Origin of the sequence: Gaetbulibacter aquiaggeris, assembly GCF_044003965.1 — a bacterium.
Lineage (GTDB): Bacteria > Bacteroidota > Bacteroidia > Flavobacteriales > Flavobacteriaceae > Yeosuana > Yeosuana aquiaggeris.
In genome coordinates this window covers 1,130,352-1,153,641 of the sequence record NZ_JBAWKC010000001.1, presented here as the reverse complement: position 1 = coordinate 1,153,641, position 23,290 = coordinate 1,130,352, and the positions used below count along the sequence as shown (strand labels likewise).

The window sequence follows — 23,290 nt, the reverse complement described above, 5'->3', positions numbered from 1 at the left end:
CTTAAAACCTTTGATATCATTTTATTAGGACATTTATAAAACAACTTTATATCAGAAAAATAAAGTGACAAAATGAGAATAATTATTTTAGGAATATTTATTTTATTTTCATTGGACTCGTTCAGTCAGAAACTTGATTTTAAAGTATTGAGCAATGAGATAGTTTTAGGTAAATCTCTTCTTGACAGTTCAGAAATAAAAGGAATTGAGTACATTTTTCCAGAAAGGATAGAAGAAATATATCTTGATACAATCACAGGATTTCTAACAGTCCAATTGAGAAAATTAAGTAAAAATGGTAAATGGCTCGACAATTTTGGAAATATCTTGCTTTATGACCTAAACAAAAAGAAACTCAAATGGAACAAAAAAATTGCCTATCAAACAAGCGATCTGCAGCAATTTAGCAACACGTTGATTTACACAACTTATAATAATAGTTATTGTTTAGATATTGATAATGGTAATGAACTTTGGAAAGTCAAAAACGACATCTATTTTGTTGACCCAAAACACAACATTGGAATAGGCTATAGAATTAAAAGTTTATCAGGAAATAAAGATGAGCTTGAAGGGATTAATCTGAAAAATGGAGAAGTAATTTGGAAAAAAGAATTAAATAGGGAATATACATGGAATAATATTTTTTATACTAATGATTCAACTTTAATTGTTGCTGCTGCTGGGTTACATTCAATAAATATTAAAAATGGAAGTGGTTGGGATTACCATACTATTACAGGAAAAAAAGACTATACGGAGACCATTGCAAAAAATGTAGCTGGGATGGCTCTTGGGGTATTAACTGGAGTTGGTGTAGTATCAACCGGACATAATTTGGTTAGAGATATTGTTTCCAATGTACTGCTGGACAGTTTAAATCTCTATTTATCCTCGAAGGACCAATTAGTGAAGATTAATAAAGATACTGGAGAAGTTATTTGGAATCATCCTTTTCAGGGTGATTTACAAAGTAAATCGTCAATTTTTACGAATGACAGCCTTGTCTTTATGATTAATAAAGGTTACGCATATATGGGCAATAGGAAATTGAATTTTGGAACTCCTTTTATTGCTGCATTTAATAAAGACACGGGCGAACAAAAATATTTGTCATTAATAAATGTAAAAGACGACCCAATTCTTGGATTTCATATTTTGGATAAGGAAATTTATTTGGTTTTCAAAAATCGACTTGCCAAATATTCTCAAGAGACTGGAGATTTGGTAAAGGAAATAAGTTTCTCTGAACAAGAATATGGAGACTTAAAGTATTTTGTTGGGAATCAAGTCTTTGGAACCAATGAAAATGGCGACTTGAGAAACATTATCCAATCGGATACCACAAAAGTTTTTGTTTTTACAAATAATAATAAAATAGTGGCGGTTGATAATCAATTGAACATAACTAAAACAATAGATTTTGAAGATTTAAATATCTATTACTTGAAAACCAAAGATTATAAATTTTTTGCAAAAGATAAATTAACTTTGATAATTGATAATGAAGGTAAGAAAGTTGCTGAAATTGAGGCGACCTCAAAAGCTTTTCTGATTGGTGAAACATTATATGACAGACAAGAAAATAGTTTTTTTGCGATTAATTTGACGGAAATCATCAATAAAGATTAAATAAATTCAATTACACGCAATATAAAAAACTATGAATACAGTACTAAATATGTTCTTTTTTAAACTATAAACCCCCGTCAAAATATATCAAATTTATGATATTTTAAAATGCGGAACTTTTCATTTTGCCATCGTTAAACAAACCTTAAAAAACTCAAATCAACCCTCTAATATTAGCATAAGAATTCTCAAGTGCTTCTGCAGTTTGCTCTTTATTTAGCCATTCCACCTTGGTAATACCTTCTCCTTCTTGCGCATATAATTGACCATCAAAATTGGTTTTCATTTCAAACCAATAAGTCACTTTTATTCTGTGTTTACCATTACGTTTAAAAATATGATAGGTGGTTTCTAAAGGTTTCACAATTTTTAATCCGTTAACACCAGTTTCTTCCGTAACTTCTCTTATGGCTGTATTTTCAATAGATTCGTTCCCTTCAATTTTTCCTTTTGGCAAATCCCATTTGTCATTTCTATAGATAAATAAGATTTCACCCCTTTCATTGAAGACTTTGCCCCCACCAGCAACTACATTTGGTAATTTTTTAAGAAACTTTTTAAGAAGTTTATCTTTATCTTTATGAATAAGCCGCACCTCTTTTAACGAGGTTGTATTTAAGTCCTTTATTACTTTTCCAATATGAACCGTATTAAGTAAATAATTCTTAAAATTGGTTTCTTGTTCAACTTTGGTTGTTAAGGTAATAGGTTTGTCATTGACAAAAACTTTAAACATGCGAGTTATTTAACAATTTCAATTTCGTAAAAATATCATTTTATAATACAATTTAACCAATGTTGAAAAAAATATTTTAAATCATACCCATCTGTTATGAAAAACTAATTTTATATGTAATTTTGCAGTTATGATTTTTAATAAAGAAATTGCTAGAAAGACGGCTGAAGTTTTATTACAAGTGAATGCCATAAAACTTAGTCCAAGTGAACCATTTACCTGGGCTTCAGGCTGGAAATCACCTATTTATTGTGATAACCGTATTATTTTATCTTTTCCTCCAATACGAAACTATATTAGAGAAATTATGGGGAAAGAAATAGAGAAGCTTTATGGGAAACCAGATGTTATAGCAGGGGTTGCCACAGGCGCTATAGGTATTGGAGTACTGGTTGCTGAATATTTGGGATTACCCTTTATATATGTTAGACCTGAAGCGAAGGGACATGGCAGACAAAATCAAATTGAAGGGTTTGTTCAAAAAGGCCAAAACGTAGTTGTCGTTGAAGATTTAATTAGTACTGGAAAAAGTAGCTTAAATGCGGTTAAAGCGTTAAAAGAGGCCGAAGTTCATGTGAAAGGTATGGTGGCTATTTTTTCTTATGGCTTTGATGTGGCAACTGAAAACTTCAAAAAAGAAAACATTACGCTTCATACCTTAAGTAATTATGAAAGTTTATTAGAACAAGCCTTGGCTACTAATTATATTGCTCAAAAAGAATTAGAAACATTGTCAGTCTGGAATTCAAATCCAAGCGAATGGAACGCTAATTGATACACATGACATGATGTTTAGTAATGAACTAAGCTCTTAATAAAAAACAACACGAATGAATTTAGAATCTCCGAAAATAAATGTTGATAAATCTCCTCAAGAGGTATTTGATTTTTTATCTGATATCAAAAATTTTGAGTCGTTAATGCCTGAAAATATCAGTAAGTTTGAAGTTTTAAGTGAGGATACTTTTCTTTTTGCATTAAAAGGAATGCCTGAAATTACGCTTAAAAAAAAGGAACTTTCTTCACCCAATAAAATTGTTCTTGGCGCCGCTGGTGGCAAATTAGACTTCTCACTTACCGGCAATATCGTCGAATTAAACGAAAATTCAAGCGAGGTGCAGTTGGAGTTTAGTGGTGATTTTAATCCTATGATGGCTATGATGATCAAAGGACCTATCACTAAATTTATTGAGACATTGGCTACTAGTATCCCAAAATCAATTTAGTATAAAAGCGTAAGCTCTTTAAAATCAAAATCTTTGATAATATCATCTTCTATTAAAACCTGAAGACTGCCTGAAGAAGAAACATTTTTTATAATTCCTGAAAAAGACACGCCCTCTATATCCTTAAATGTTGAGGGTTTATTTTTTCTAAAAAGAAAAGATTCATATTCTCGTTTTATTAAATAATATTCTTCTTTTCTTAAAAACATAAAATAATATTTTAAATATTTAATCAGAGTGTAAAGCACTTCCTCAACATTAAAAGTGTTTCCTAATAATAATTTTAGAGAAGCTGCCTTTGGTAAACCTTCAAAATCAGTTTGATTGACATTTAAACCAACCCCAATAATACTAGCTCGTAAACGATTTTGTTTTATGACATTTTCAATCAAAATACCACAGATCTTTTTATCCTCTGACAAAATGTCGTTAGGCCATTTTATACTCAGTTTAGGTATTGAAAAACTTTGTAATGTTTTAATTAATGCCAATGAAGTGGCCATACTTATATAAAACGGATGCTCTAAATATAACTTTGAAACATCTTTAAACACGCTCACTGTTAGGTTTTTAGAGCTTTCAGAATTCCAAACTGTCCCCATTTGCCCTCTGCCATTTGTTTGATATTTTGCGGAAACAACCGTATAATCTACTAACTCAGCATCGCTAGAAAGCTTTCTTAAATAGCTGTTAGTAGAATCGATGGCATTAAGTTTGATTAGATGCATTAAATAGTTATTATAGTACTATAGAATCTTATGATTAATTTAAGGTATAAAGAACTAAAAAAATAATAACTTTGCACAAATTTAAATAAAATTAATGGCGAAAGAACATATAAGCGCAGACCAACTCATATCGGTAATAATAAGTAGCATTGAAGATGTCAAAGGAAATGAAATAAGTATTCTTGATTTAAGAGACATAGAAAATACGGTTTGTGATTACTTTATTATTTGTGAGGGAACTTCAAATACACAGGTAAACGCCATTTCAAATTCTATCCAGAAGAAAGTAAGTAAAGAATTAAAAGACCATCCATGGCATGTTGAAGGAGCTGATAATGCGGAATGGATTCTTTTAGATTATGTAAATGTTGTAGTTCATGTGTTCCAAAAACATATCAGAGATTATTATGATATTGAAAGTCTTTGGGGTGATGCTAAAACAACAATAATAGAAACTAGTTATTAAAAAAGAATGGCAAACGAAAAAAATAATATAAAAGACAAAAAACCAAAATTCAATCCTTATTGGATTTATGGCATCGTGATCGCGGTTTTCTTGGCAATTCAGGTATTCAGTAGTGTTGGCTCTCAAGAAGGAAGCACAACAAATCCCACCCAATTTTTACAATTTGTTGCTGATGGTGATGTTACAAAGGTTGAAATTGTCAATAAACGCATTGCTAAAGTTTATTTAACAAGAGAAGCAGAGCAAAAAGAAATTCATAAAAAATCAATTCCAAATACCTTAATACCTACTGCCACCAAATTACCCAACTATAAATTTGAGTTTGGTGATTTACAGATTTTTCAAAATCAGTTAAACGAGGTTATTAAAGAGAACCAGTTGAACTTAACACCTGTTTATATAACAGAAGATAATTTCTTTGGGGATTTATTAATCAGTGTTCTTCCTTTCATATTACTTATTGGGGTATGGATTTTTATTATGCGCCGCATGTCTGGTGGTGCTGGTGGAGGTGCTGGTGGTCAAATATTTAATATTGGAAAATCAAAAGCTAAACTTTTTGATCAAAATACTGAAGTAAAAACAACATTTAAAGATGTTGCTGGTCTTGAAGGAGCTAAAGAAGAGGTTCAAGAAATTGTGGATTTTCTTAAATTCCCAGAAAAATACACCTCTTTAGGTGGAAAAATTCCAAAAGGGGCCTTACTTGTTGGACCTCCAGGAACAGGAAAAACATTATTGGCGAGAGCCGTGGCTGGTGAAGCTAAAGTGCCCTTCTTCTCATTGTCTGGATCTGACTTTGTTGAAATGTTTGTGGGTGTTGGAGCTTCAAGAGTAAGAGATTTATTCAAGCAAGCTAAAGAAAAATCACCTTCAATCATTTTTATTGATGAAATTGATGCCATTGGTCGCGCCAGAGGTAAAAATGCGATGTCTGGAAGTAATGATGAGCGTGAAAATACGCTTAATCAGCTATTAACTGAAATGGACGGTTTTGGCACCAATACTAACGTTATTGTGCTTGCTGCCACTAACAGAGCTGATATATTAGATACGGCTTTAATGCGGGCTGGACGATTTGACAGACAAATTTTTGTAGACCTTCCAGATGTTAGAGAGCGTAAAGAAATATTTGAAGTTCATTTACGACCTCTTAAAAAAGCTAAAGATTTAGACCTTGATTTTCTGTCCAAACAAACGCCTGGTTTTTCAGGAGCCGATATTGCTAATGTTTGTAATGAAGCCGCTTTAATTGCTGCCAGAAACGGCAAAAAAGAAGTTGACAGACAAGATTTCTTAGATGCTGTTGACCGAATTATTGGTGGATTAGAGAAGAAAAATAAAATTATAACACCTGGTGAAAAACGAGCCGTTGCGTTTCATGAAGCTGGACATGCCACAGTAAGCTGGATGCTTGAACATGCTGCACCATTGGTAAAAGTAACCATTGTTCCTCGTGGTAGATCACTAGGAGCTGCTTGGTATTTACCTGAAGAACGTCTCATTGTTCACCCAGAACAAATGCTTGATGAAATGTGTGCCGCCTTAGGAGGAAGAGCCGCAGAGAAAGTTATTTTTAATAAAATTTCTACAGGAGCACTTAGTGATTTGGAAAAAGTAACCAAACAAGCCAGAGCCATGGTCACTATTTATGGCTTAAGTGATAAAGTTGGCAACCTAACTTATTATGATTCTTCAGGACAGAATGAATACGGTTTCACAAAACCCTACAGTGAAAAAACTGCTGAATTGATTGACAAAGAAATTTCAGACCTAATTGAAACGCAATACAAACGTGCCATTAAACTGCTTGAAGATAATAAAGATAAACTTACAGAACTGGCTAATGTATTATTAGAAAAAGAGGTTATTTTTAAGGATAATCTTGAGAAAATCTTTGGAAAAAGGGATTTTAATAATGAGGAAATTGAAACAGTCGTCGAATAAATTTTTAAATTTCTTCTATAGCAATAACAAAAATCTTAAATTAATCGAATGATTAGTTTAAGATTTTTTATATTTGAGAAACTCCAATAAAAACTGAGTTAATAGCATAACCTTAAATGAGTCTTTTTAGAAAAATATTTGGTTCTAAATCTGATAATAAAGAAGAAGAATTAAAATCTGGCGAACGTGGCAAATATATGCCCGAAATTAAATTACCAATAGATGAAAAGTTTACAATAAACTTTAAAGCTAATGGTGGTAAGTTTCTGTATTGTGAAGATTTAGATGAGGTTTTTCAAAGTTTAGAAAATATTATTCAAGAGAATCATTGGGAAGACAAAAAGGCATTATTTATAGACTCTAATCTTAAAGATAAATTTAAAAATGCTGGTTTAACAACAACCAATAAAATAAGTGATTCTACATATTTTATTACTACTTGTGAAAATTTAATAGCCAATGACGGGTCTTTACTCATTTCATCCCTCCAAATTGCAGAAAAAAAATTAACAGAGCTTCCTCCCAATTTTGTTGTTTTTGCCACTACCAGTCAAATGGTTGAAACTATTGGAGAGGGTTTACGTGGCATTAAATTTAAAAACAAACAAAGAATTCCTACAAATATTACTACTATAAAACATTTTAAATCTTCTGACGAAAAAGACTTTTTAAGCTACGGAAGTAGTTCAAAAAATTTATATTTGCTACTTCTAGAAGATCTTTAAATAATATTATTGTTTATTTCCAAACATATTAATTTAATAAAACAAATCATTTAAAATGAAAGATATTTTAATTCGTGCCCTTTCTGGTTTGTTCTATGTATCGCTTTTAATCTTCTCACTTTATAGCATTGAAACATTAATGGCCTTGTTTTTTGTGTTTGGCATTATTTGTTTAATTGAATTCAATAAATTAATTCAGTTAAAAAGTAAAATACCATATGTCATTTTTGTGATATTCTTCATTGTATTTGGTTACTTGCAACTGGAAGTTAATTTTAATTTAGGATTAGATGAAGCCACACAAATTCTTATGGTAATCACTATTTTTGTTGAGCTCTTTTTAATTAAGGATCTATTTTCAGAAAAATCTATACCCCTTTTCATAACGAAGCGTTTTATACTTACTACATTTTATATTTCCAGTGCTTTTGTGTTTTTAATCCTTATTGCCAATTACCATAAATCATATAATCCTGATATTTTACTAGGATCATTTATATTAATTTGGGTTAATGATTCATTTGCTTATTTAATTGGTAAAAATTTTGGTAGGCAAAAATTATTTGAAAAAATTTCACCAAAAAAAACCGTTGAAGGATTTTTAGGGGGCTTGTTTTTTTCGTGTATTGCGAGTTATTTTATTGCTACCTTTACTTTAACTTTAACCTTTAATAATTGGCTGATTTTAAGTATTATTATTAGTGTTTTTGGCACTATTGGTGATTTAATAGAATCAAAATTTAAACGTCAGGCAAAGGTTAAAGATAGCGGAATTATTATGCCAGGTCATGGTGGTTTACTAGATCGCTTAGACAGTATTATTTTTGCTGCACCATTTATTTATTTATTTATAAGAATTATACAATATGTTTCATAAAGAAGGACATAAAATTATATTTACAACGTTCATATTTGTAGTTGCTTGCTTTCTACTTGTAGATAATTTCATCCATAAAGTTTGGATTCAAAACACCATTTGGTTTTTATTGTTGGGCTTTTTAATATTAATTCTTCAGTTTTTCAGAAATCCAAAAAGAAAAACAGTTCTTGATGATACTCAAGTTGTCTCTCCTGTTGATGGAAAAGTGGTAGTGATTGAAGAAGTTTTTGAAAAAGAATATTTTAAGGACAAAAGATTACAAGTAAGCGTTTTTATGTCACCCTTAAATGTGCATGTTACAAGATATCCCGTTGGCGGAAGTGTTGTGTTTAGTAAATATCACCCAGGAAAATACTTAGTAGCATGGCATCCTAAAGCCAGTGAAGAAAATGAACGTACCACAGTAGTGGTTGAAAACCCAACCTATGGTAAGGTTTTGTATCGCCAAATTGCTGGCGCACTTGCTAAGAGAATTGTTAATTATGCTGAAATAAATAATGAAGTAATTCAAGGAAGTGATTCAGGATTTATTAAATTTGGTTCAAGAGTAGATTTATTTTTACCTTTAAATTCTAAAATTAAAGTAAAACTCAACCAAAAGGTTAGTGGTGGAGAAAGCATTATAGCTGAAATTAATGACTAATAGAGATTTAGATAAAGAGTTTCAAGAGGCTGTTAATCGTGTGAATGCACATATTGAGCCTTTTCCTGCAGATTTTTTACTTCGACTCTATGCATATTATAAAAAAGCCACTAATGATTACGGGCAACCAAGTAGTAAAAAGCCCATAATAAATGCTTTTAAAACCAATGCTTTGTTTCAAATTAAAGATATCTCTCAAGATGAAGCGAAAAGCACCTACATTGAGCTAGTAAACACCTACTTTTTATATAGAAAATAGGTTTAGTTTGATTCCCATTTTATACTTAATTAATTTTTAATTAATACACAAGTGTATGATACACCCAAAAACGGAACTTAAATTTATAAGCAATGAGATTGGACATGGCGTAGTGGCAACAGAGTTTATTCCTGCTGGCACCATTACCTGGGCTTTGGATAAATTAGACCGGGAATTTAGCCCTGATGCATTTAAAGCCATGGATGCACTTTATCAAGATATTTTGGAAACTTATACCTTTAGAAATAGTAATGGCAATCTGGTGCTTTGTTGGGACCATGGACGCTATGTGAATCACAGTTTCAATTCTAACTGCTTAAGCACTGCCTATGATTTTGAAATTGCCATAAGAGACATTCACCCTGGCGAACAATTAACGGATGATTATGGTTACCTAAATATTTCTAAACCATTTAGAGGAATTGATGAAGGCACTAAAAGAAAAGTGGTGTATCCAGATGATTTGCTGAAATATTCAAAAATGTGGGATAAAAAACTACTAAAGGTTTTTAATAGAATTCCTAAACTTGAACAACCCCTCAGATCCTTAATACCAGAAAACCTCTGGAACGAAATTATGGAGGTTTCAGAAAACAAAAAACCCATGGAATCGATCATTAAAAACTTCTATTCTGCAAAAGATAAATTATAAACAAGAAAAAAATGAAAAGTTATTTATTAGACTACTGCACATTCATTTGAATTTTATGGAAATGTAAAAATCTAGTTTAAACTTGCCAAACTGGCTTTAATGGTTTCAATTTTTGCCAAGGCATCTGCTTCTTTGTTTCGTTCATTTGCAATCACTTGCTCCGGTGCTCCTGCTACAAAACGCTCATTAGATAGTTTCTTTTGTACAGATTTCAAAAATCCTTGCGTGTAATTTAATTCTTCTGTCAGTTTTTTAATCTCTGCTTCCACATCAATGGCACCAATTATTGGAATAAAATACTCATTTGATTTTACTCTAAAAGTTAATGCGCCATCAACTGTTTCAGACACATAATTAATTGCTTCTAGATTACCCAGTTTTATTATAACCTCATCAAAAGTCTTACTGACATTTTCATTATTGATTACTGAAAACTGAAGAGCATCCTTAAAAGGGATATTCTTTTCTTTTCTAATGGTTCTGATACCAGAAACAACTTCCGAAGCAAAATCAAATTCAGCTATTAACGCCTTGTCAAAGCTTGAATGCACAGGCCATTTGGAAACAATCAAAGCTTCCTCAGGTGTTCTTTCTAAAATATACTGCCAGATATCCTCCGTTAAAAATGGCATAAACGGATGTAATAATTTTAAATTATTCTCTAAAATTGAAATAGCCGCCTGATAAGTTACTTTATCTATTGGTTTTTGATACTCGGGCTTTATCATTTCTAAAAACCATGAACAGAAATCATTCCAAATCAGTTTGTATGTTTCCATCAAAGCATCACTAATACGGTATTTACTAAAGTGATCTTCTATAGTTAATAGGGTTTCCTGAAATTTAGCTTCGAACCAATCAATCGCTATTTTTGAAGATTTTGGCTGCTCTATTTCTGCAACTTCCCAACCTTCTATTAATCTGAAGGCATTCCATATTTTATTAGCAAAACCCTTTCCTTGTTGACATAAGGCCTCGTCAAATAACAGGTCATTGCCTGCGGCAGAACTCAACAATAATCCAACACGCACACCATCAGCACCAAATTCTTCAATCAGTTTTAAGGCATCCGGTGAGTTACCTAGCGATTTACTCATTTTACGTCGTTGCTTATCGCGTACTAATCCTGTTAGATATACATTTTGAAATGGTTTCTCACCTCTATATTCATATCCAGCAATAATCATTCTGGCCACCCAGAAAAATAAAATATCTGGCCCTGTTACCAAATCATTGGTTGGATAATAATATTGAATATCTTTATTTTCTGGATTTCTAATACCATCAAAGACGCTTATGGGCCATAACCAAGATGAAAACCAGGTATCTAAGGCGTCCGTATCCTGAGATAAATCAGCAAAGGTTAATACCGAATTATTTGATTTTTCCTTTGCCAGTTCTAAAGCATCTTCAATATTTTCTGCTACTACAAAATCTTCTTTACCATCACCATAATAATAAGCAGGTATTTGTTGTCCCCATAATAACTGACGGGAAATATTCCAATCACGAATGTTTTCCATCCAGTGTCGATAGGTATTTTCAAACTTTTTAGGAAACAACTTTACTTCTCCGTCTTCTAAAACCGCCTTAATAGCTGGCTTCACTAAATCTTCCATCTTTAAAAACCACTGATCCGACAATCTAGGCTCAATAACAGCCTTAGTTCGCTCACTAGTTCCTACTTTGTTTAAATAGTTTTCAGTTTTAACTAAATGCCCTTTCTCTTCTAATTCTATGTGTATTTCCTTCCTGGCAACAAAACGGTCTTTACCTTCATAATGCAATCCAAAACTATTTAAAGTTGCGTCGGGGTTAAAAATATCAATCACCTGAAGCTGGTGTTTATCCCCTAAAATCTTGTCATTTTCATCATGTGCAGGTGTTACTTTTAAACAACCTGTCCCAAATTCCATATCTACATATTCGTCTTCAATTATTGGGATGACTCTTTTACAAACAGGCACAATGGCCTTTTTACCACTAAGATGTTTAAACCTGTCATCATTTGGATTAATACATATGGCCGTATCCCCAAAAATAGTTTCTGGACGTGTCGTTGCTATGGTTAAATAATCCTTTGTTCCTTCAACCTGATATTTTATGTAATATAATAACCCTTGACGTTCTTCATATATAACCTCTTCATCTGACAAAGTTGTTTTAGCCTCAGGATCCCAGTTAACCATGCGGTAACCCCGATAAATTAAGCCCTTATTAAATAAATCTACAAACACTTTGATTACCGCCTCACTCATGTCATCATCCATAGTGAATTTTGTTCGGTCCCAATCACATGAACAACCTAATTTTTTCAATTGTTCCAGAATCACACCACCATATTCATGTGTCCATTCCCAGGCATGTTTTAAAAACTCCTCACGCGACAAATCGTTTTTATCAATGCCCTGCTCTTTTAATTTGGCAACAACTTTTGCTTCAGTAGCAATAGATGCATGGTCAGTACCAGGAACCCAACAAGCGTTTTTACCTTGAAGTCTAGCACGACGAATGAGCACATCCTGAATAGTATTATTAAGCATATGTCCCATATGCAAAACCCCAGTTACATTTGGAGGTGGAATTACAATAGTATATGGTTCTCTTTCATCCGGTTCTGAATGAAAAAAATTATGGCTCATCCAGTATTCATACCATTTACTTTCTACCTGACTAGCGTCATATTTTGATGGAATTTGCATACTTTGGAATAGTTTTTGAATATTGATTTGCAAAAGTACTTATATTTCTTTTTCTGTGAAAGCCAATAATTGGTATTGACAAAAAAATGATGTGTTTTTAAAATGTTAACAAAAGTGCATTTCATCTAATATTTTTGCAGATTATGGAAAAAGTAAGTATGTTTACTAACATTTAAAAATTTTAATAATGAAAAAATTAATTACTATTTTATTTATCGGTTTAATCAGTTTTTCAATAAATGCCCAAGATAAAGTGGCAAAAATTAAGTTTAAAACTGACACAGTAGATTATGGAACCATTGAAAAAGGAGCTGATGGATTAAGAATATTTGAATTTACAAATACTGGTGATGCTCCACTAATTGTTTCAAAGGTAACTTCTAGCTGTGGATGTACAGTTCCAAAATGGTCACAAGATCCAATATTACCTGGAAAAACTGGAGAAATTCAAGTAAAATATGACACCAATAGAGTGAATCCTATAAGAAAAACTATTACCGTTATTTCTAATGCTGACACGCCAACCGTCGCTTTAAAAATAAAAGGTGAAGTTATTGATTCAAGTAAAGAAAGTGTACTTGAAAAAAAAGATAAAAGTCTTATAGAAAAATAAAAAACTAATAAAAAAAAAGGCTCAAGCATCATTGTTGTTTGGGCCTTTTTTATTCGAGTAAATTTTCTAGTCTAAAATTAACAATAAAGTTTGTTCCATTCCTTTCTATATTTAATTTGATCCTAGATCCTTCCTTATCATAAAACTTTTGCATTAAGTCCTGCAAAGTAAACTCATACGTAGATTTTCCATTTATGCTTAAAATGATATCTCCTATTTTTAATCCAGCATTAAATGCCGGTGAATCTTCTCTAAGTTCTACTATTGCATACGCAGGCTTTAGTGTTAATTTATAACTAGAGCCCCAATTAATTACTGGTATACTGTTGGTTTCCTCATTAACCATATCAATCTTCTGATTATTTTTGTAATCTGCTTCTTTTACAAATCTTACCCCATGATGAGCCAATTCAATTCCACTTTTATTATAAGTAAATTCCTGCTTAAAAAATACGTTCTTTTTTAAAACTATAGATGCCTTTTGATAATCTACTATCAGATTAAACCTTTTTAAAATATTGCCTGCTAAACTTCCGTTTCTGTCTTTAAATTGTTTAGCAAATGCTATAGAGGAGGAATCTGGAAAGGCCACATTGGCATCCTTTATTTTAAATCCTTTAAAGGATATTTCATCAATTTTTGATCGTTTTCCATAGACACTTCCACTTAACCCATGACCAAGAAAATCTTCAAAATATTTATCACTATGCCGTATTCCCAAATTCTTATCTTCAAATAACCACAAGGCATCACTTCCGCCAGAATCAATGAGTAATTTTACAGATATATCTTTTTCTGCTATTTTAACATTGGCATTCAAATAAGGTTTGTTATTATAAAATTCTAAATTAAGTGTTTCACATTTTTTACAGTTTTTATAATGAAACTCCTTTGGTTCTGTTAATCTTATGTATTTATTGGAATAATTAATTTCAACAACTAAATCTTTAAACAAGTCAAAACCAACGATTCCGTGAACTGGAATACCAAGCCTTGGAGCAAAATTGATGTTTTCGTTATATATAGCGAATAAATCTTGATTTAATTTAATAGCGTCGCCAATTTTAAATACATTATTACGAGATTTTAAAGCTTCAACTGATTCTCCTTCACCCAAACCTCTCAAATAGATAGCCTCCGTATCTTTCATTTTTAATGAATCCGAAATATTTTTGTAATTAAAAATAATTGTTTTACTTACACCGGTATCTAATAAAAAAGATAATTCAATATCATTGACTTTAACAGGAATGATTATTAAATTATTGATTAATTCAAATTTAATTTTATCAGATTTTTTATTGTTTTGAATAGTAAATTTTCCTTGAGAAATTCCGAGGCTACTAAAACACAAAAACAATAATAAAAAGTTGAATAAATTTTTCATAATAAAGGACTTAACCCTTGATATATTCAATTTACAAATCCTTTTGTTATCAAATTGAAATATGGCTGTTTTTTAAATAAACTTTAAGATAATTTTCTCAACTTTGTAGTTGAAAAATTATAATTAACATGCCGAAAATTTCATTAAAAGGGCAATCCATGCCTCAGTCTCCCATCAGAAAATTAGTCCCTTATGCTGAAAACGCACATAAACAAGGAAAAACTGTTTATTATTTAAATATTGGGCAACCGGATATTAAAACACCTCAAATAGCTCTAGATGCTGTTAAAATACATTCATTAGATATTTTGGCTTATACCAGATCTGAGGGTTCTGAAGAATACCGTAAAAAAATCGCAGGCTATTATTACAAAAAGCAAATTCATGTGACTCATGATGATATTATTGTAACTACTGGTGGTAGTGAAGCCTTGTTATTTGCTTTTGGCAGTATTATGGATACTGATGATGAAATTATTGTTCCAGAACCATTTTACGCCAATTATAATGGCTTTTCAACAGCTTCAAACGTCAATATTGTACCAGTAATATCTAAAATTGAAGATAATTTTGCCTTACCTCCTATTGAAGAATTTGAAAAACTTATCACTCCAAAAACGAAAGCCATTTTAATTTGTAATCCAGGGAATCCAACAGGCTACTTATATTCAAAAGAGGAAATAAAACAACTGGCTTCTCTTGTTAAAAAGCATGATTTATTTTTAATTGCCGATGAAGTATATAGAGAATTTGCTTATGATGGTCATAGCCATTATTCAATTATGCAAGAACAAGGGATAGAAGATAATGCCATCATGATCGATTCTGTTTCAAAGAGATACAGTATGTGTGGTGCAAGAATAGGTTATTTAGTATCTAAAAATAAAGCTGTTATACAAACGGCTCTAAAATTTGCCCAGGCAAGATTAAGTCCTCCAACTTTTGCCCAAATTGCTAGTGAAGCCGCGCTAGAAACACCTCAAAGTTATTTTGATGATGTTATACATGAATATGTAGATAGAAGAAATATTTTAATTGAAGAATTACAAAAAATTGCAGGTATTAAAGTAGCCAAACCTAATGGCGCTTTTTATTGTGTTGTTCAATTGCCTATAAAAAATGCAGATAATTTTGCCCAGTGGCTTTTAGAACATTTTGATGTAAACGGTGAAACTGTTATGGTTGCGCCTGCGGCTGGATTCTATTCTACTCCAGGGGTTGGTTTAAACCAAATTAGAATTGCTTATGTACTTAAAAAAGAAAGTTTGATAAAAGCTGTAAATATTATTAAAGAGGCTTTAAAGGTGTACAAAGATTAATGCATATTCAGCAAGACATATCTTTAAAACCCTATAATACTTTTGGTATTGATGTTACTGCCAGACATTTTGTTTCAGTTTCTAATATTAAAGAATTAAAGCAAGTTTTATCTCTTCCTGAGTATACTGATAAACTTATTTTAGGAGGCGGAAGCAATATGCTGCTTACAAAAGACCAGAATAAACTCGTTATTCATATAAACTTTAAAGGTATAGATGTTATCTCTCAGGATGAGGATTTTGTATTTGTAAAAGTGAATGCCGGTGAAAACTGGCATGAATTTGTACTTTGGTGCATGAAAAACAATTATGGAGGTATTGAAAACCTGTCATTAATTCCAGGAAATGTAGGCACTTCTCCTATACAAAATATTGGAGCTTATGGAGTTGAGTTAAAAGACACGTTTGTGTCATGTGAAACTATTTCTCGATCGAATTTGGCATCGCAAACCTTTCTAAAATCTAAATGTGAATTTGGTTATAGAGATTCAATATTCAAACAACAAAAAGATCAATACATCATAACTAATGTCACATTTAAGTTTACAAAACGCAATCATAAATTAAATATTAATTATGGTACCATTTCATCTGAGTTAGAATTAATGGGCATTAAGAATCCAACTATTCAGGATATTTCAAAAGCTGTTATTTCAATAAGAGAAAGTAAATTACCCAATCCAAAAATTATAGGTAATAGTGGTAGTTTCTTCAAGAATCCAGTGATATCACTAAATGAGTTTGAAAAACTATTACAGAATTTCCCTAATGCACCAAGTTATTCGGTTTCTAATAATGAGGTTAAAGTGCCCGCAGGATGGCTCATAGAAAAAGCAGGGTTTAAAGGAAAACGTTTTGGTGATTATGGAGTACATAAAAATCAGGCATTGGTTTTGGTTAATTACGGAGAAGCAAAAGGTTCAGATATTTTAAAACTTTCAAAATTAATTCAAAAAACGGTGTTTCGCCTTTTTAACATATCCATTGAAGCTGAAGTAAATATCCTTTAATTTAAAAGAAATATCTAACTTTGGTGTTATTAGTATGTCTTTTATTCATCAACTAAAATAATTAATCTTGATTTCACCCATAGAAAATGAAATAGTAAGCTTGCTTAAAAATGGCGATAAAAAAGCCATTAATTTGTTGTATGAATATTATGCGGATGCCATTTATGGTGTTATATTAAAGGTGATATCAGACGAAGAAATTGCCCAGGATGTCCTTCAAGAAAGTTTTGTAAAAATCTGGAAAAATTCAAAAAAATATGATCCGGGAAAGGCAAAATTATTTACATGGCTTTACCGAATTGCCTACAACACGGCTATTGACAAGGTTAGATCATTAAAAAACAAAAACAATAATGAAGTCCAAATTGAAACTTCATCCGTATATAGAATAACATCAAACGAACTAAACCAAGACGTTTTAGATATTCAGAAACACTTGAACACGTTAGATGAAAAATATCAAATTGTAATTAATGCCTTATTTTTTGAAGGTATGACACAACAAGAAGCCAGTGAAGAATTAGATATTCCGCTGGGCACAATAAAATCAAGATTAAAAATTGGATTACGTGAATTGAAAAAAATTTACAATCCTTAATAAATAAAGTCATGAATGAAAAAATAATTACTTTTTTAAATTCTGGCCTATTAGAAAAATATCTATTAGGAGAAACTTCTTCTGAAGAAACTGAACATATCGAGTCTTATATAGCAAGACATCCAGAAGTAGAAAACGCATATAATACCATGCAGTTTAATCTAGAAGTTGTAGCAAAAAGTCAAGCTGTTGAAGCACCAAAAGGCATCTTAAATAACATTTTAGATGAGCTTGATGAAAAACCTGTTTTACAATTAAACCCTGCCAAAAAATATAAAAAATGGCATCAGTTGAGTATTGCAGCGAGCATTGCTGCTTTAATTTTTGCGGGTCAATCATTTTATCTACATTCAAAAAATCAAAAACTTTCTGAAGAAAACCAAGTTGTGGTTGATGAAATTTTCGATTTACGTAGTGATATTGAAATGAACAACAAAAAACTTGATGATATCATGTATCAGTTTAAACAACTTAATGACCCTGAGACTTATAAATATATTATGCAGGGAAATAACAGAGCTAAAAACTTAAAAACGGTTGCTTACATCAACACAAAATCAAAAACATCAATGATTGACGTGGTTTCTTTACCTCAATTACCTGAAGAACAATGCTATCAAATCTGGGCTGAATTACAAGGTAAAATGGTAAGCTTAGGTATATTAAATGAGACAGATAGACAACTTAGAGCCATTCCTTATACTGAAGACGCTCTTGGTTTAAATATAACTATTGAACCGAAAGGTGGCAATACAGTTGCCTCTTTGGAAAATTCAGTAGCTGCAATTCAATTAAAATAGATTAATAGCATCTTTTATCAGAAAGAAAAAGGGTTGTTTTATATAAAACAACCCTTTTTCTATTTTAAAAAAATATCATTATTCTTTTTCAAAAAGAGCCTTATGTATTAAACCTGCAATAATTGCTCCTGCTATAGGCGCTACCCAAAACAACCATAACTGACGGGTAAAATCAGCACCAGCAAATAATGCCTGACTTGTTGACCTAGCCGGATTAACCGATGTGTTAGTAATTGGAATACTAATTAAATGAATTAAGGTCAACGCCAAACCAATAGCTATTGGTGCAAAGCCCTTTGGAGCTCTGGCATTAGTGCTTCCTAAAATAATTAACAGAAAAAAAGCGGTTAATAAAAACTCTGCCACTAATGCAGATGTCATGGAATAACCGTCAGGAGACAAATCTCCATAACCATTAGCAGCAAAACCACCAATATCGACAAAATCAGATTTCCCTGTTACAATTAAATACAATGCTCCTGCTGCAGCAATTGCCCCAATAACTTGAGCAATAATATAGCCTAATAAATCTTTGGCTTCAAATTTTCCTCCTGCCCATAAACCAATTGAAACAGCTGGATTAAAATGCCCACCCGAAATATGACTTAATGCATAAGCCATGGTTAAAACTGTTAGACCAAAAGCCAATGCAACTCCTGCAAAACCAATTCCCAGATCAGGAAAACCAGCTGCAAAAATAGCACTTCCACAACCTCCAAAAACTAGCCAGAAGGTTCCAAAAAATTCTGCAAATAATTTTTTCATAAATAAAAGTTTAATAGTTAGTTAAATAAATATAAGAATATTTGTTTATTAGTTAAAAAAATGGTTCTCTTCGGTAATTTCCAACACTTTATTTTTATTAGTATTTTAGTCAAAAGCACTATCTTTGTGTCAAATTTTTAATCTAATGAAACTTCTTTTAATAACAATTGCCCTTCTTGGGTTGGGATTTGCTGGAATTGCCATAAAACTATGGGCAAAAAAAGATGGTAAATTTGCAGGAACTTGCGCTAGTCAAAATCCAGTTTTAAATAAAAATGGCGAATCTTGTGGTTTTTGTGGTAAAACTCCAGATCAGTTTAGTGACTGCAATGAACCTCAACATTCTTAATATTTTATGACCTTTCTTGACTTCGTATTCTACATCTTTATTTTTGTAGTTTGTATTCAAGTTTTTTTTAACTTACTTATATTTAGAAAGTTTGCCTTTTCAAAACATAAAACAGGAGCTTCAGAAACCATTCCTGTTTCCATAATTATTTGCGCTAAAAATGAAGCTGAGAATTTAAAGAAATTTTTACCTTCAATAATTTCACAAGACTACCCCCTTTTTGAAATCATTTTAATTAATGATGCGTCAAAAGATAAAACCTTAAAGGTTATGGAATCTTTTGCAAGTACCAACAATATAATAAAAATTGTAAACGTAAAAAATATTGAAGCTTTTTGGGGTAACAAAAAATACGCATTAACCCTTGGTATTAAAGTAGCCAAATATGATAATTTATTGTTTACTGACGCTGATTGCAAACCAGTTTCTCAGTATTGGATATCTGAAATGAGTTCTCATTTCAATGAAACCAAAACCATTGTTTTAGGCTATAGTCGTTACATGAAAATTAAAAAATCGCTTTTAAATAAACTCATTAGATTTGAAACTCTTTTAACTGGAATTAATTATTTTTCTTTTGCAAATATAGGATTACCTTATATGGGTGTTGGAAGAAATTTGGCCTATAAAAAAAGTGAATTCTTTAATGCGAATGGTTTTATGAACCATATGAATATTCGTTCCGGTGATGACGATTTATTCATTAATCAAATTGCCAATTCAAAAAATACAGCTATCTGCGTATCACATGATAGTTTTACGGAATCTATTCCAGAAACTACCTTTAAAAAATGGTACAAACAAAAGAGAAGACATGTTTCAACTGCCAATTATTATAAAATACAACATAAAGTTGTGTTGGCCTGCTTGTACATTTCTCAACTATTTTTTTGGGCACTGGCTATCGCACTTTTTTTAACTGCTTATAAATGGCAGATCGTACTAGCCTTATTTGTGTTAAGAATATCTTTACAATATACCATCATTGGATTTTCAACCAAAAAATTAGGAGAAAAAGACATACTTCCTTTATTTCCGTTTTTAGAACTTTTTTTAATTATTACGCAATTAACTATCTTTATAAATAATCAAATTTCAAAAACAAATCATTGGAAATAGAAGATGCTATCAAACGTGCTAAATTAAATGACCAAAAAGCTTTTAATTTCTTGTTGGATACTTTTTGGGATGATGTTTATGGATTTCAGCTAAAACGCATTGAAAACGAAAGTGACGCCGAAGACATTACCATTCAAACATTTTCAAAAGCCTTTGACAAAATAGAAACATTTGATGATAGTTTTAAGTTTAAAACTTGGCTTATTGCCATTTCTAAAAATATTCATATTGATTTATTAAGGAAAGAAAAAAAATACTTTTCTCCCAAAAACTTAAATTCAGATGAGCAAGCTTTTCAAATCTTAGATGAATCCCCTTCTGCTGAAGACACTTTGATAACAGAACAAAATTTAGCTAAATTACTTCGTGACATTAAAAAATTAAACCCACATTATCAAGAAGTGATTAACTTAAGATATTTTCAAGAATTAAGTTATAAAGAAATTTCCAAGGAACTTAATGAACCTATGAATAATGTGAAAGTTAAACTATTACGTGCAAAAAAACTCTTGGCTGATATTATTCAAAAATCCTAATGATTCATAAAATTAAAAATTTAGGTCCTGGTTTATTATTTGCCGGAGCAGCCATTGGTGTTTCCCATTTAGTACAATCTACTCGTGCTGGTGCCGATTTTGGATTAGGGTTGTTATGGGCTTTATTACTCGTTAATATATTCAAATATCCATTTTTTCAATTTGGCCCAAGATATGCCACTGCTACTGGTGAAAGTTTACTTGATGGGTACAAAAAATTGGGCAAAGGTATTTTAACAACCTACTTTATACTTAGCATCGCGACTATGTTTACCATTCAAACGGCAGTAACAATAGTTACAGCCGGTTTAGCTTCAACCCTTTTTGGAGATTTTATAAGTATAGAAATTTGGACTATAATTATTCTTGTTATCTGTCTTTCATTATTGCTTTTTGGTAAATACAAGTTACTTGATAAACTAATGAAAATAATAGTATTAACACTTACTATTAGTACCATCATAGCTGTTTATATGGCCTATTCAAAAACTTCAACTCCACTATCAATTAAACAAATTCTACCCAGTAATAGTTTAGAAATTGCTTTTTTAATTGCATTTATGGGCTGGATGCCTGCACCATTAGATATTTCTGTATGGCAGTCTCTTTGGGCTATTGAAAAAAACAAAGAAACTAAAGTTTACACTCCTAAATCAGCCTTATTTGATTTTAACATTGGTTATTTAAGTACTATAATTATTGGTATAGGATTTCTTATGTTGGGTGCCTATGTCATGTTTAATAGCGGAGAAACATTTAGTAATTCTGCGGGTGTTTTTTCAGGGCAGTTAATAAATATGTATACCAATAGCCTTGGAAATTGGGCTCATTATATTATTGCTATAGCCGCCTTTACCACCATGTTCAGCACCACAATAACCACCTTAGATGCCTCTCCCAGAGCGATGAACAGGGCTTCTGAACTGTTGTTTCAAAAACCCTCAAAGTATGGATATTTGATATGGATTACTTTATTAACTATTGGAACCATTTGCATTTTTTTCTTTTTAAATTCAGAAATGGGGTTACTTATTAAAATTGCGACTATTTTATCCTTTATTACTGCGCCTTTTTATGCCATCATTAATTATAGATTAATTTCAAGTCATCATACACCAAAAGAATGGCGTCCATCTAACCAACTGCATGTATTAAGTTGGTTGGGTATTATATTTTTAATAGGGTTTAGTATTTGGTATCTATCCACTTTATAGAGCCTGAATTAAAGAATACTTTGTATCTTTGTGGCTTTCTTTTTAAGCTATGGAATCAGAAATAATTTCAAATATATTACCTGAGCGTCAACCCAAACCAAAATGGTTAAGAGTGAAGCTACCTACTGGTAAAAAGTATACTGAGCTAAGAGGTTTAGTTGACAAATACAAACTTAATACTATTTGCACCTCTGGAAGTTGCCCTAATATGGGTGAATGTTGGGGTGAAGGCACGGCTACTTTTATGATTTTAGGAAACATTTGTACGCGTTCCTGTGGTTTTTGTGGTGTAAAAACAGGTCGTCCAGAATCGATAGATTGGGATGAACCTGAGAAAGTAGCCCGTTCTATTAAAATCATGAATATTAAACATGCCGTTTTAACCAGTGTTGATAGAGATGATTTAAAAGATATGGGCAGCATTATGTGGGCTGAAACGGTAAAAGCAGTTAGAAGAATGAATCCTGAAACAACGCTTGAAACACTCATCCCAGATTTTCAAGGGATTGAACAACATATTGATAGGATTATTGCGGTAGCTCCAGAAGTTGTATCTCATAATATAGAAACTGTAAGACGTTTAACTCGTGAAGTCCGGATTCAAGCAAAATATGACAGAAGTCTGGGCGTCTTAAAATATTTAAAGCAGCAAGGCCAACGCAGAACAAAATCTGGAATTATGCTAGGTTTAGGAGAAACAAGAGAAGAAGTTATTGAAACACTTCATGACTTAAAAGCGAATGATGTTGATGTAGTAACTATTGGTCAATATTTACAACCAAGTAAAAAACATTTACCAGTAAAACAGTTTATCAATCCAGACCAATTTAAAGAATATGAGGAAATAGGCTTAAACCTTGGTTTCCGTCACGTTGAAAGTAGTGCTTTAGTTCGTTCTTCATACAAGGCCCAAAAACACATTCATTAATCATGAATTGTGCTGTCAATGTTTTTGATAAGGATATGAAGATGTATTATTAGATT

General features: G+C 31.6%; 25 protein-coding genes. 20 read left to right on the top strand and 5 right to left on the bottom strand.

The window, feature by feature from the left end:
- The first annotated feature begins 72 nt into the window (after positions 1-72).
- A complete protein-coding gene (locus V8G56_RS04830) occupies positions 73-1,632 on the top strand; it encodes an outer membrane protein assembly factor BamB family protein (protein ID WP_395437318.1) in 1,560 nt (519 codons plus the stop codon).
- Between the two features lie 154 nt (positions 1,633-1,786).
- Here the strand turns inward: V8G56_RS04830 and V8G56_RS04825 are convergent, their stop codons facing one another.
- A complete protein-coding gene (locus V8G56_RS04825; RefSeq protein WP_395437317.1) occupies positions 1,787-2,368 on the bottom strand; it encodes an NUDIX hydrolase in 582 nt (193 codons plus the stop codon).
- Positions 2,369-2,498: 130 nt separating this feature from the next.
- Between V8G56_RS04825 and pyrE the strand changes: the two genes are divergently transcribed.
- Together pyrE and V8G56_RS04815 are read left to right on the top strand one after the other, a co-directional pair.
- Complete coding sequence (pyrE, locus tag V8G56_RS04820; protein WP_395437316.1) at positions 2,499-3,143, top strand: orotate phosphoribosyltransferase; 645 nt, start codon at positions 2,499-2,501, stop codon at positions 3,141-3,143.
- A 55-nt stretch (positions 3,144-3,198) separates the two neighbouring features.
- On the top strand, positions 3,199-3,594 hold the full coding sequence (locus V8G56_RS04815) for an SRPBCC domain-containing protein (protein WP_395437315.1): 396 nt from the start codon (positions 3,199-3,201) through the stop codon (positions 3,592-3,594).
- On the opposite strand, the gene V8G56_RS04810 is transcribed toward V8G56_RS04815, so the two are convergent.
- Positions 3,591-4,322 (bottom strand): biotin--[acetyl-CoA-carboxylase] ligase, encoded by a 732-nt coding sequence (locus tag V8G56_RS04810; protein WP_395437314.1) that lies wholly within the window; start codon positions 4,320-4,322, stop codon positions 3,591-3,593. The genes V8G56_RS04815 and V8G56_RS04810 overlap by 4 nt on opposite strands.
- Positions 4,323-4,416: 94 nt before the next feature.
- On the opposite strand from V8G56_RS04810, the gene rsfS reads away from it, so the two are divergent.
- The 7 genes from rsfS (at position 4,417) to V8G56_RS04775 (ending at position 9,894) form a co-directional block, all read left to right on the top strand.
- Positions 4,417-4,788, top strand: coding sequence for a ribosome silencing factor (gene rsfS, locus V8G56_RS04805; protein ID WP_331630546.1), 372 nt, complete (start codon positions 4,417-4,419; stop codon positions 4,786-4,788).
- Between the two features lie 6 nt (positions 4,789-4,794).
- Entirely contained in the window at positions 4,795-6,735 is a 1,941-nt protein-coding gene (gene ftsH / locus V8G56_RS04800; RefSeq protein ID WP_395437313.1) for an ATP-dependent zinc metalloprotease FtsH, read from the top strand.
- Between the two features lie 116 nt (positions 6,736-6,851).
- On the top strand, positions 6,852-7,460 hold the full coding sequence (locus tag V8G56_RS04795; protein ID WP_395437312.1) for an LUD domain-containing protein: 609 nt from the start codon (positions 6,852-6,854) through the stop codon (positions 7,458-7,460).
- A 55-nt stretch (positions 7,461-7,515) separates the two neighbouring features.
- Positions 7,516-8,337 carry a phosphatidate cytidylyltransferase gene (locus V8G56_RS04790; RefSeq protein WP_395437311.1) on the top strand — a complete coding sequence of 274 codons (822 nt, stop codon included), beginning with the start codon at positions 7,516-7,518 and terminating at the stop codon, positions 8,335-8,337.
- Positions 8,327-8,983 (top strand): phosphatidylserine decarboxylase family protein, encoded by a 657-nt coding sequence (locus V8G56_RS04785; protein WP_395437310.1) that lies wholly within the window; start codon positions 8,327-8,329, stop codon positions 8,981-8,983. The genes V8G56_RS04790 and V8G56_RS04785 overlap by 11 nt, the downstream gene beginning before the upstream one ends.
- Entirely contained in the window at positions 8,976-9,242 is a 267-nt protein-coding gene (locus tag V8G56_RS04780; protein ID WP_395437309.1) for an acyl-CoA-binding protein, read from the top strand. Before V8G56_RS04785 ends, V8G56_RS04780 begins: the two co-directional genes overlap by 8 nt.
- A gap of 55 nt (positions 9,243-9,297) precedes the next feature.
- Positions 9,298-9,894, top strand: coding sequence for an SET domain-containing protein (locus V8G56_RS04775; RefSeq protein ID WP_395437308.1), 597 nt, complete (start codon positions 9,298-9,300; stop codon positions 9,892-9,894).
- 71 nt (positions 9,895-9,965) lie between these two features.
- Here V8G56_RS04775 and V8G56_RS04770 read toward each other — a convergent pair whose 3' ends face one another.
- Positions 9,966-12,596, bottom strand: a complete 2,631-nt coding sequence (locus V8G56_RS04770; protein ID WP_395437307.1) for a valine--tRNA ligase — start codon at positions 12,594-12,596, stop codon at positions 9,966-9,968.
- Between the two features lie 187 nt (positions 12,597-12,783).
- On the opposite strand from V8G56_RS04770, the gene V8G56_RS04765 reads away from it, so the two are divergent.
- Positions 12,784-13,209 (top strand): DUF1573 domain-containing protein, encoded by a 426-nt coding sequence (locus V8G56_RS04765; RefSeq protein ID WP_395437306.1) that lies wholly within the window; start codon positions 12,784-12,786, stop codon positions 13,207-13,209.
- Positions 13,210-13,258: 49 nt separating this feature from the next.
- Here V8G56_RS04765 and V8G56_RS04760 read toward each other — a convergent pair whose 3' ends face one another.
- Complete coding sequence (locus V8G56_RS04760) at positions 13,259-14,596, bottom strand: aspartyl protease family protein (protein ID WP_395437305.1); 1,338 nt, start codon at positions 14,594-14,596, stop codon at positions 13,259-13,261.
- Positions 14,597-14,724: 128 nt separating this feature from the next.
- Here V8G56_RS04760 and V8G56_RS04755 point away from each other — a divergent pair, with 128 nt between their 5' ends.
- The 4 genes from V8G56_RS04755 (at position 14,725) to V8G56_RS04740 (ending at position 18,323) form a co-directional block, all read left to right on the top strand.
- Positions 14,725-15,915: a pyridoxal phosphate-dependent aminotransferase gene (locus V8G56_RS04755; protein WP_395437304.1), complete on the top strand. Its 1,191-nt coding sequence runs from the start codon at positions 14,725-14,727 to the stop codon at positions 15,913-15,915.
- On the top strand, positions 15,915-16,925 hold the full coding sequence (gene murB / locus V8G56_RS04750; RefSeq protein ID WP_395437303.1) for a UDP-N-acetylmuramate dehydrogenase: 1,011 nt from the start codon (positions 15,915-15,917) through the stop codon (positions 16,923-16,925). The genes V8G56_RS04755 and murB overlap by 1 nt, the downstream gene beginning before the upstream one ends.
- Before the next feature lie 67 nt (positions 16,926-16,992).
- Positions 16,993-17,523: an RNA polymerase sigma factor gene (locus V8G56_RS04745; protein ID WP_395437302.1), complete on the top strand. Its 531-nt coding sequence runs from the start codon at positions 16,993-16,995 to the stop codon at positions 17,521-17,523.
- A gap of 11 nt (positions 17,524-17,534) precedes the next feature.
- Positions 17,535-18,323: an anti-sigma factor domain-containing protein gene (locus V8G56_RS04740; protein WP_395437301.1), complete on the top strand. Its 789-nt coding sequence runs from the start codon at positions 17,535-17,537 to the stop codon at positions 18,321-18,323.
- 78 nt (positions 18,324-18,401) lie between these two features.
- Here V8G56_RS04740 and aqpZ read toward each other — a convergent pair whose 3' ends face one another.
- On the bottom strand, positions 18,402-19,088 hold the full coding sequence (aqpZ, locus tag V8G56_RS04735) for an aquaporin Z (protein WP_395437300.1): 687 nt from the start codon (positions 19,086-19,088) through the stop codon (positions 18,402-18,404).
- Between the two features lie 145 nt (positions 19,089-19,233).
- On the opposite strand from aqpZ, the gene V8G56_RS04730 reads away from it, so the two are divergent.
- The 5 genes from V8G56_RS04730 to lipA are packed head-to-tail and all read left to right on the top strand — an operon-like array spanning position 19,234 to position 23,234.
- Positions 19,234-19,437: a membrane or secreted protein gene (locus tag V8G56_RS04730; protein ID WP_331629340.1), complete on the top strand. Its 204-nt coding sequence runs from the start codon at positions 19,234-19,236 to the stop codon at positions 19,435-19,437.
- Between the two features lie 6 nt (positions 19,438-19,443).
- Positions 19,444-20,556 (top strand): glycosyltransferase, encoded by a 1,113-nt coding sequence (locus V8G56_RS04725; RefSeq protein ID WP_395437299.1) that lies wholly within the window; start codon positions 19,444-19,446, stop codon positions 20,554-20,556.
- The gene (locus tag V8G56_RS04720) at positions 20,547-21,092 is read left to right on the top strand and encodes an RNA polymerase sigma factor (protein ID WP_395437298.1); all 546 of its coding nucleotides are present in this window, start codon (positions 20,547-20,549) and stop codon (positions 21,090-21,092) included. Before V8G56_RS04725 ends, V8G56_RS04720 begins: the two co-directional genes overlap by 10 nt.
- A complete protein-coding gene (locus V8G56_RS04715) occupies positions 21,092-22,306 on the top strand; it encodes an Nramp family divalent metal transporter (RefSeq protein WP_395437297.1) in 1,215 nt (404 codons plus the stop codon). Before V8G56_RS04720 ends, V8G56_RS04715 begins: the two co-directional genes overlap by 1 nt.
- A gap of 49 nt (positions 22,307-22,355) precedes the next feature.
- Positions 22,356-23,234, top strand: coding sequence for a lipoyl synthase (lipA, locus tag V8G56_RS04710; protein WP_395437296.1), 879 nt, complete (start codon positions 22,356-22,358; stop codon positions 23,232-23,234).
- Positions 23,235-23,290 lie beyond the last annotated feature (56 nt).

Excerpts from the sequence above, each read along its gene's own strand:
- V8G56_RS04830 (WP_395437318.1), top strand. The coding sequence starts at position 73 with ATGAGAATAATTATTTTAGGAATATTTATTTTATTTTCATTGGACTCG.
- V8G56_RS04825 (WP_395437317.1), bottom strand. The coding sequence starts at position 2,368 with ATGTTTAAAGTTTTTGTCAATGACAAACCTATTACCTTAACAACCAAA.
- pyrE (WP_395437316.1), top strand. The coding sequence starts at position 2,499 with ATGATTTTTAATAAAGAAATTGCTAGAAAGACGGCTGAAGTTTTATTA.
- V8G56_RS04815 (WP_395437315.1), top strand. The coding sequence starts at position 3,199 with ATGAATTTAGAATCTCCGAAAATAAATGTTGATAAATCTCCTCAAGAG.
- V8G56_RS04810 (WP_395437314.1), bottom strand. The coding sequence starts at position 4,322 with ATGCATCTAATCAAACTTAATGCCATCGATTCTACTAACAGCTATTTA.
- rsfS (WP_331630546.1), top strand. The coding sequence starts at position 4,417 with ATGGCGAAAGAACATATAAGCGCAGACCAACTCATATCGGTAATAATA.
- ftsH (WP_395437313.1), top strand. The coding sequence starts at position 4,795 with ATGGCAAACGAAAAAAATAATATAAAAGACAAAAAACCAAAATTCAAT.
- V8G56_RS04795 (WP_395437312.1), top strand. The coding sequence starts at position 6,852 with ATGAGTCTTTTTAGAAAAATATTTGGTTCTAAATCTGATAATAAAGAA.
- V8G56_RS04790 (WP_395437311.1), top strand. The coding sequence starts at position 7,516 with ATGAAAGATATTTTAATTCGTGCCCTTTCTGGTTTGTTCTATGTATCG.
- V8G56_RS04785 (WP_395437310.1), top strand. The coding sequence starts at position 8,327 with ATGTTTCATAAAGAAGGACATAAAATTATATTTACAACGTTCATATTT.
- V8G56_RS04780 (WP_395437309.1), top strand. The coding sequence starts at position 8,976 with ATGACTAATAGAGATTTAGATAAAGAGTTTCAAGAGGCTGTTAATCGT.
- V8G56_RS04775 (WP_395437308.1), top strand. The coding sequence starts at position 9,298 with ATGATACACCCAAAAACGGAACTTAAATTTATAAGCAATGAGATTGGA.
- V8G56_RS04770 (WP_395437307.1), bottom strand. The coding sequence starts at position 12,596 with ATGCAAATTCCATCAAAATATGACGCTAGTCAGGTAGAAAGTAAATGG.
- V8G56_RS04765 (WP_395437306.1), top strand. The coding sequence starts at position 12,784 with ATGAAAAAATTAATTACTATTTTATTTATCGGTTTAATCAGTTTTTCA.
- V8G56_RS04760 (WP_395437305.1), bottom strand. The coding sequence starts at position 14,596 with ATGAAAAATTTATTCAACTTTTTATTATTGTTTTTGTGTTTTAGTAGC.
- V8G56_RS04755 (WP_395437304.1), top strand. The coding sequence starts at position 14,725 with ATGCCGAAAATTTCATTAAAAGGGCAATCCATGCCTCAGTCTCCCATC.
- murB (WP_395437303.1), top strand. The coding sequence starts at position 15,915 with ATGCATATTCAGCAAGACATATCTTTAAAACCCTATAATACTTTTGGT.
- V8G56_RS04740 (WP_395437301.1), top strand. The coding sequence starts at position 17,535 with ATGAATGAAAAAATAATTACTTTTTTAAATTCTGGCCTATTAGAAAAA.
- aqpZ (WP_395437300.1), bottom strand. The coding sequence starts at position 19,088 with ATGAAAAAATTATTTGCAGAATTTTTTGGAACCTTCTGGCTAGTTTTT.
- V8G56_RS04730 (WP_331629340.1), top strand. The coding sequence starts at position 19,234 with ATGAAACTTCTTTTAATAACAATTGCCCTTCTTGGGTTGGGATTTGCT.
- V8G56_RS04725 (WP_395437299.1), top strand. The coding sequence starts at position 19,444 with ATGACCTTTCTTGACTTCGTATTCTACATCTTTATTTTTGTAGTTTGT.
- V8G56_RS04715 (WP_395437297.1), top strand. The coding sequence starts at position 21,092 with ATGATTCATAAAATTAAAAATTTAGGTCCTGGTTTATTATTTGCCGGA.
- lipA (WP_395437296.1), top strand. The coding sequence starts at position 22,356 with ATGGAATCAGAAATAATTTCAAATATATTACCTGAGCGTCAACCCAAA.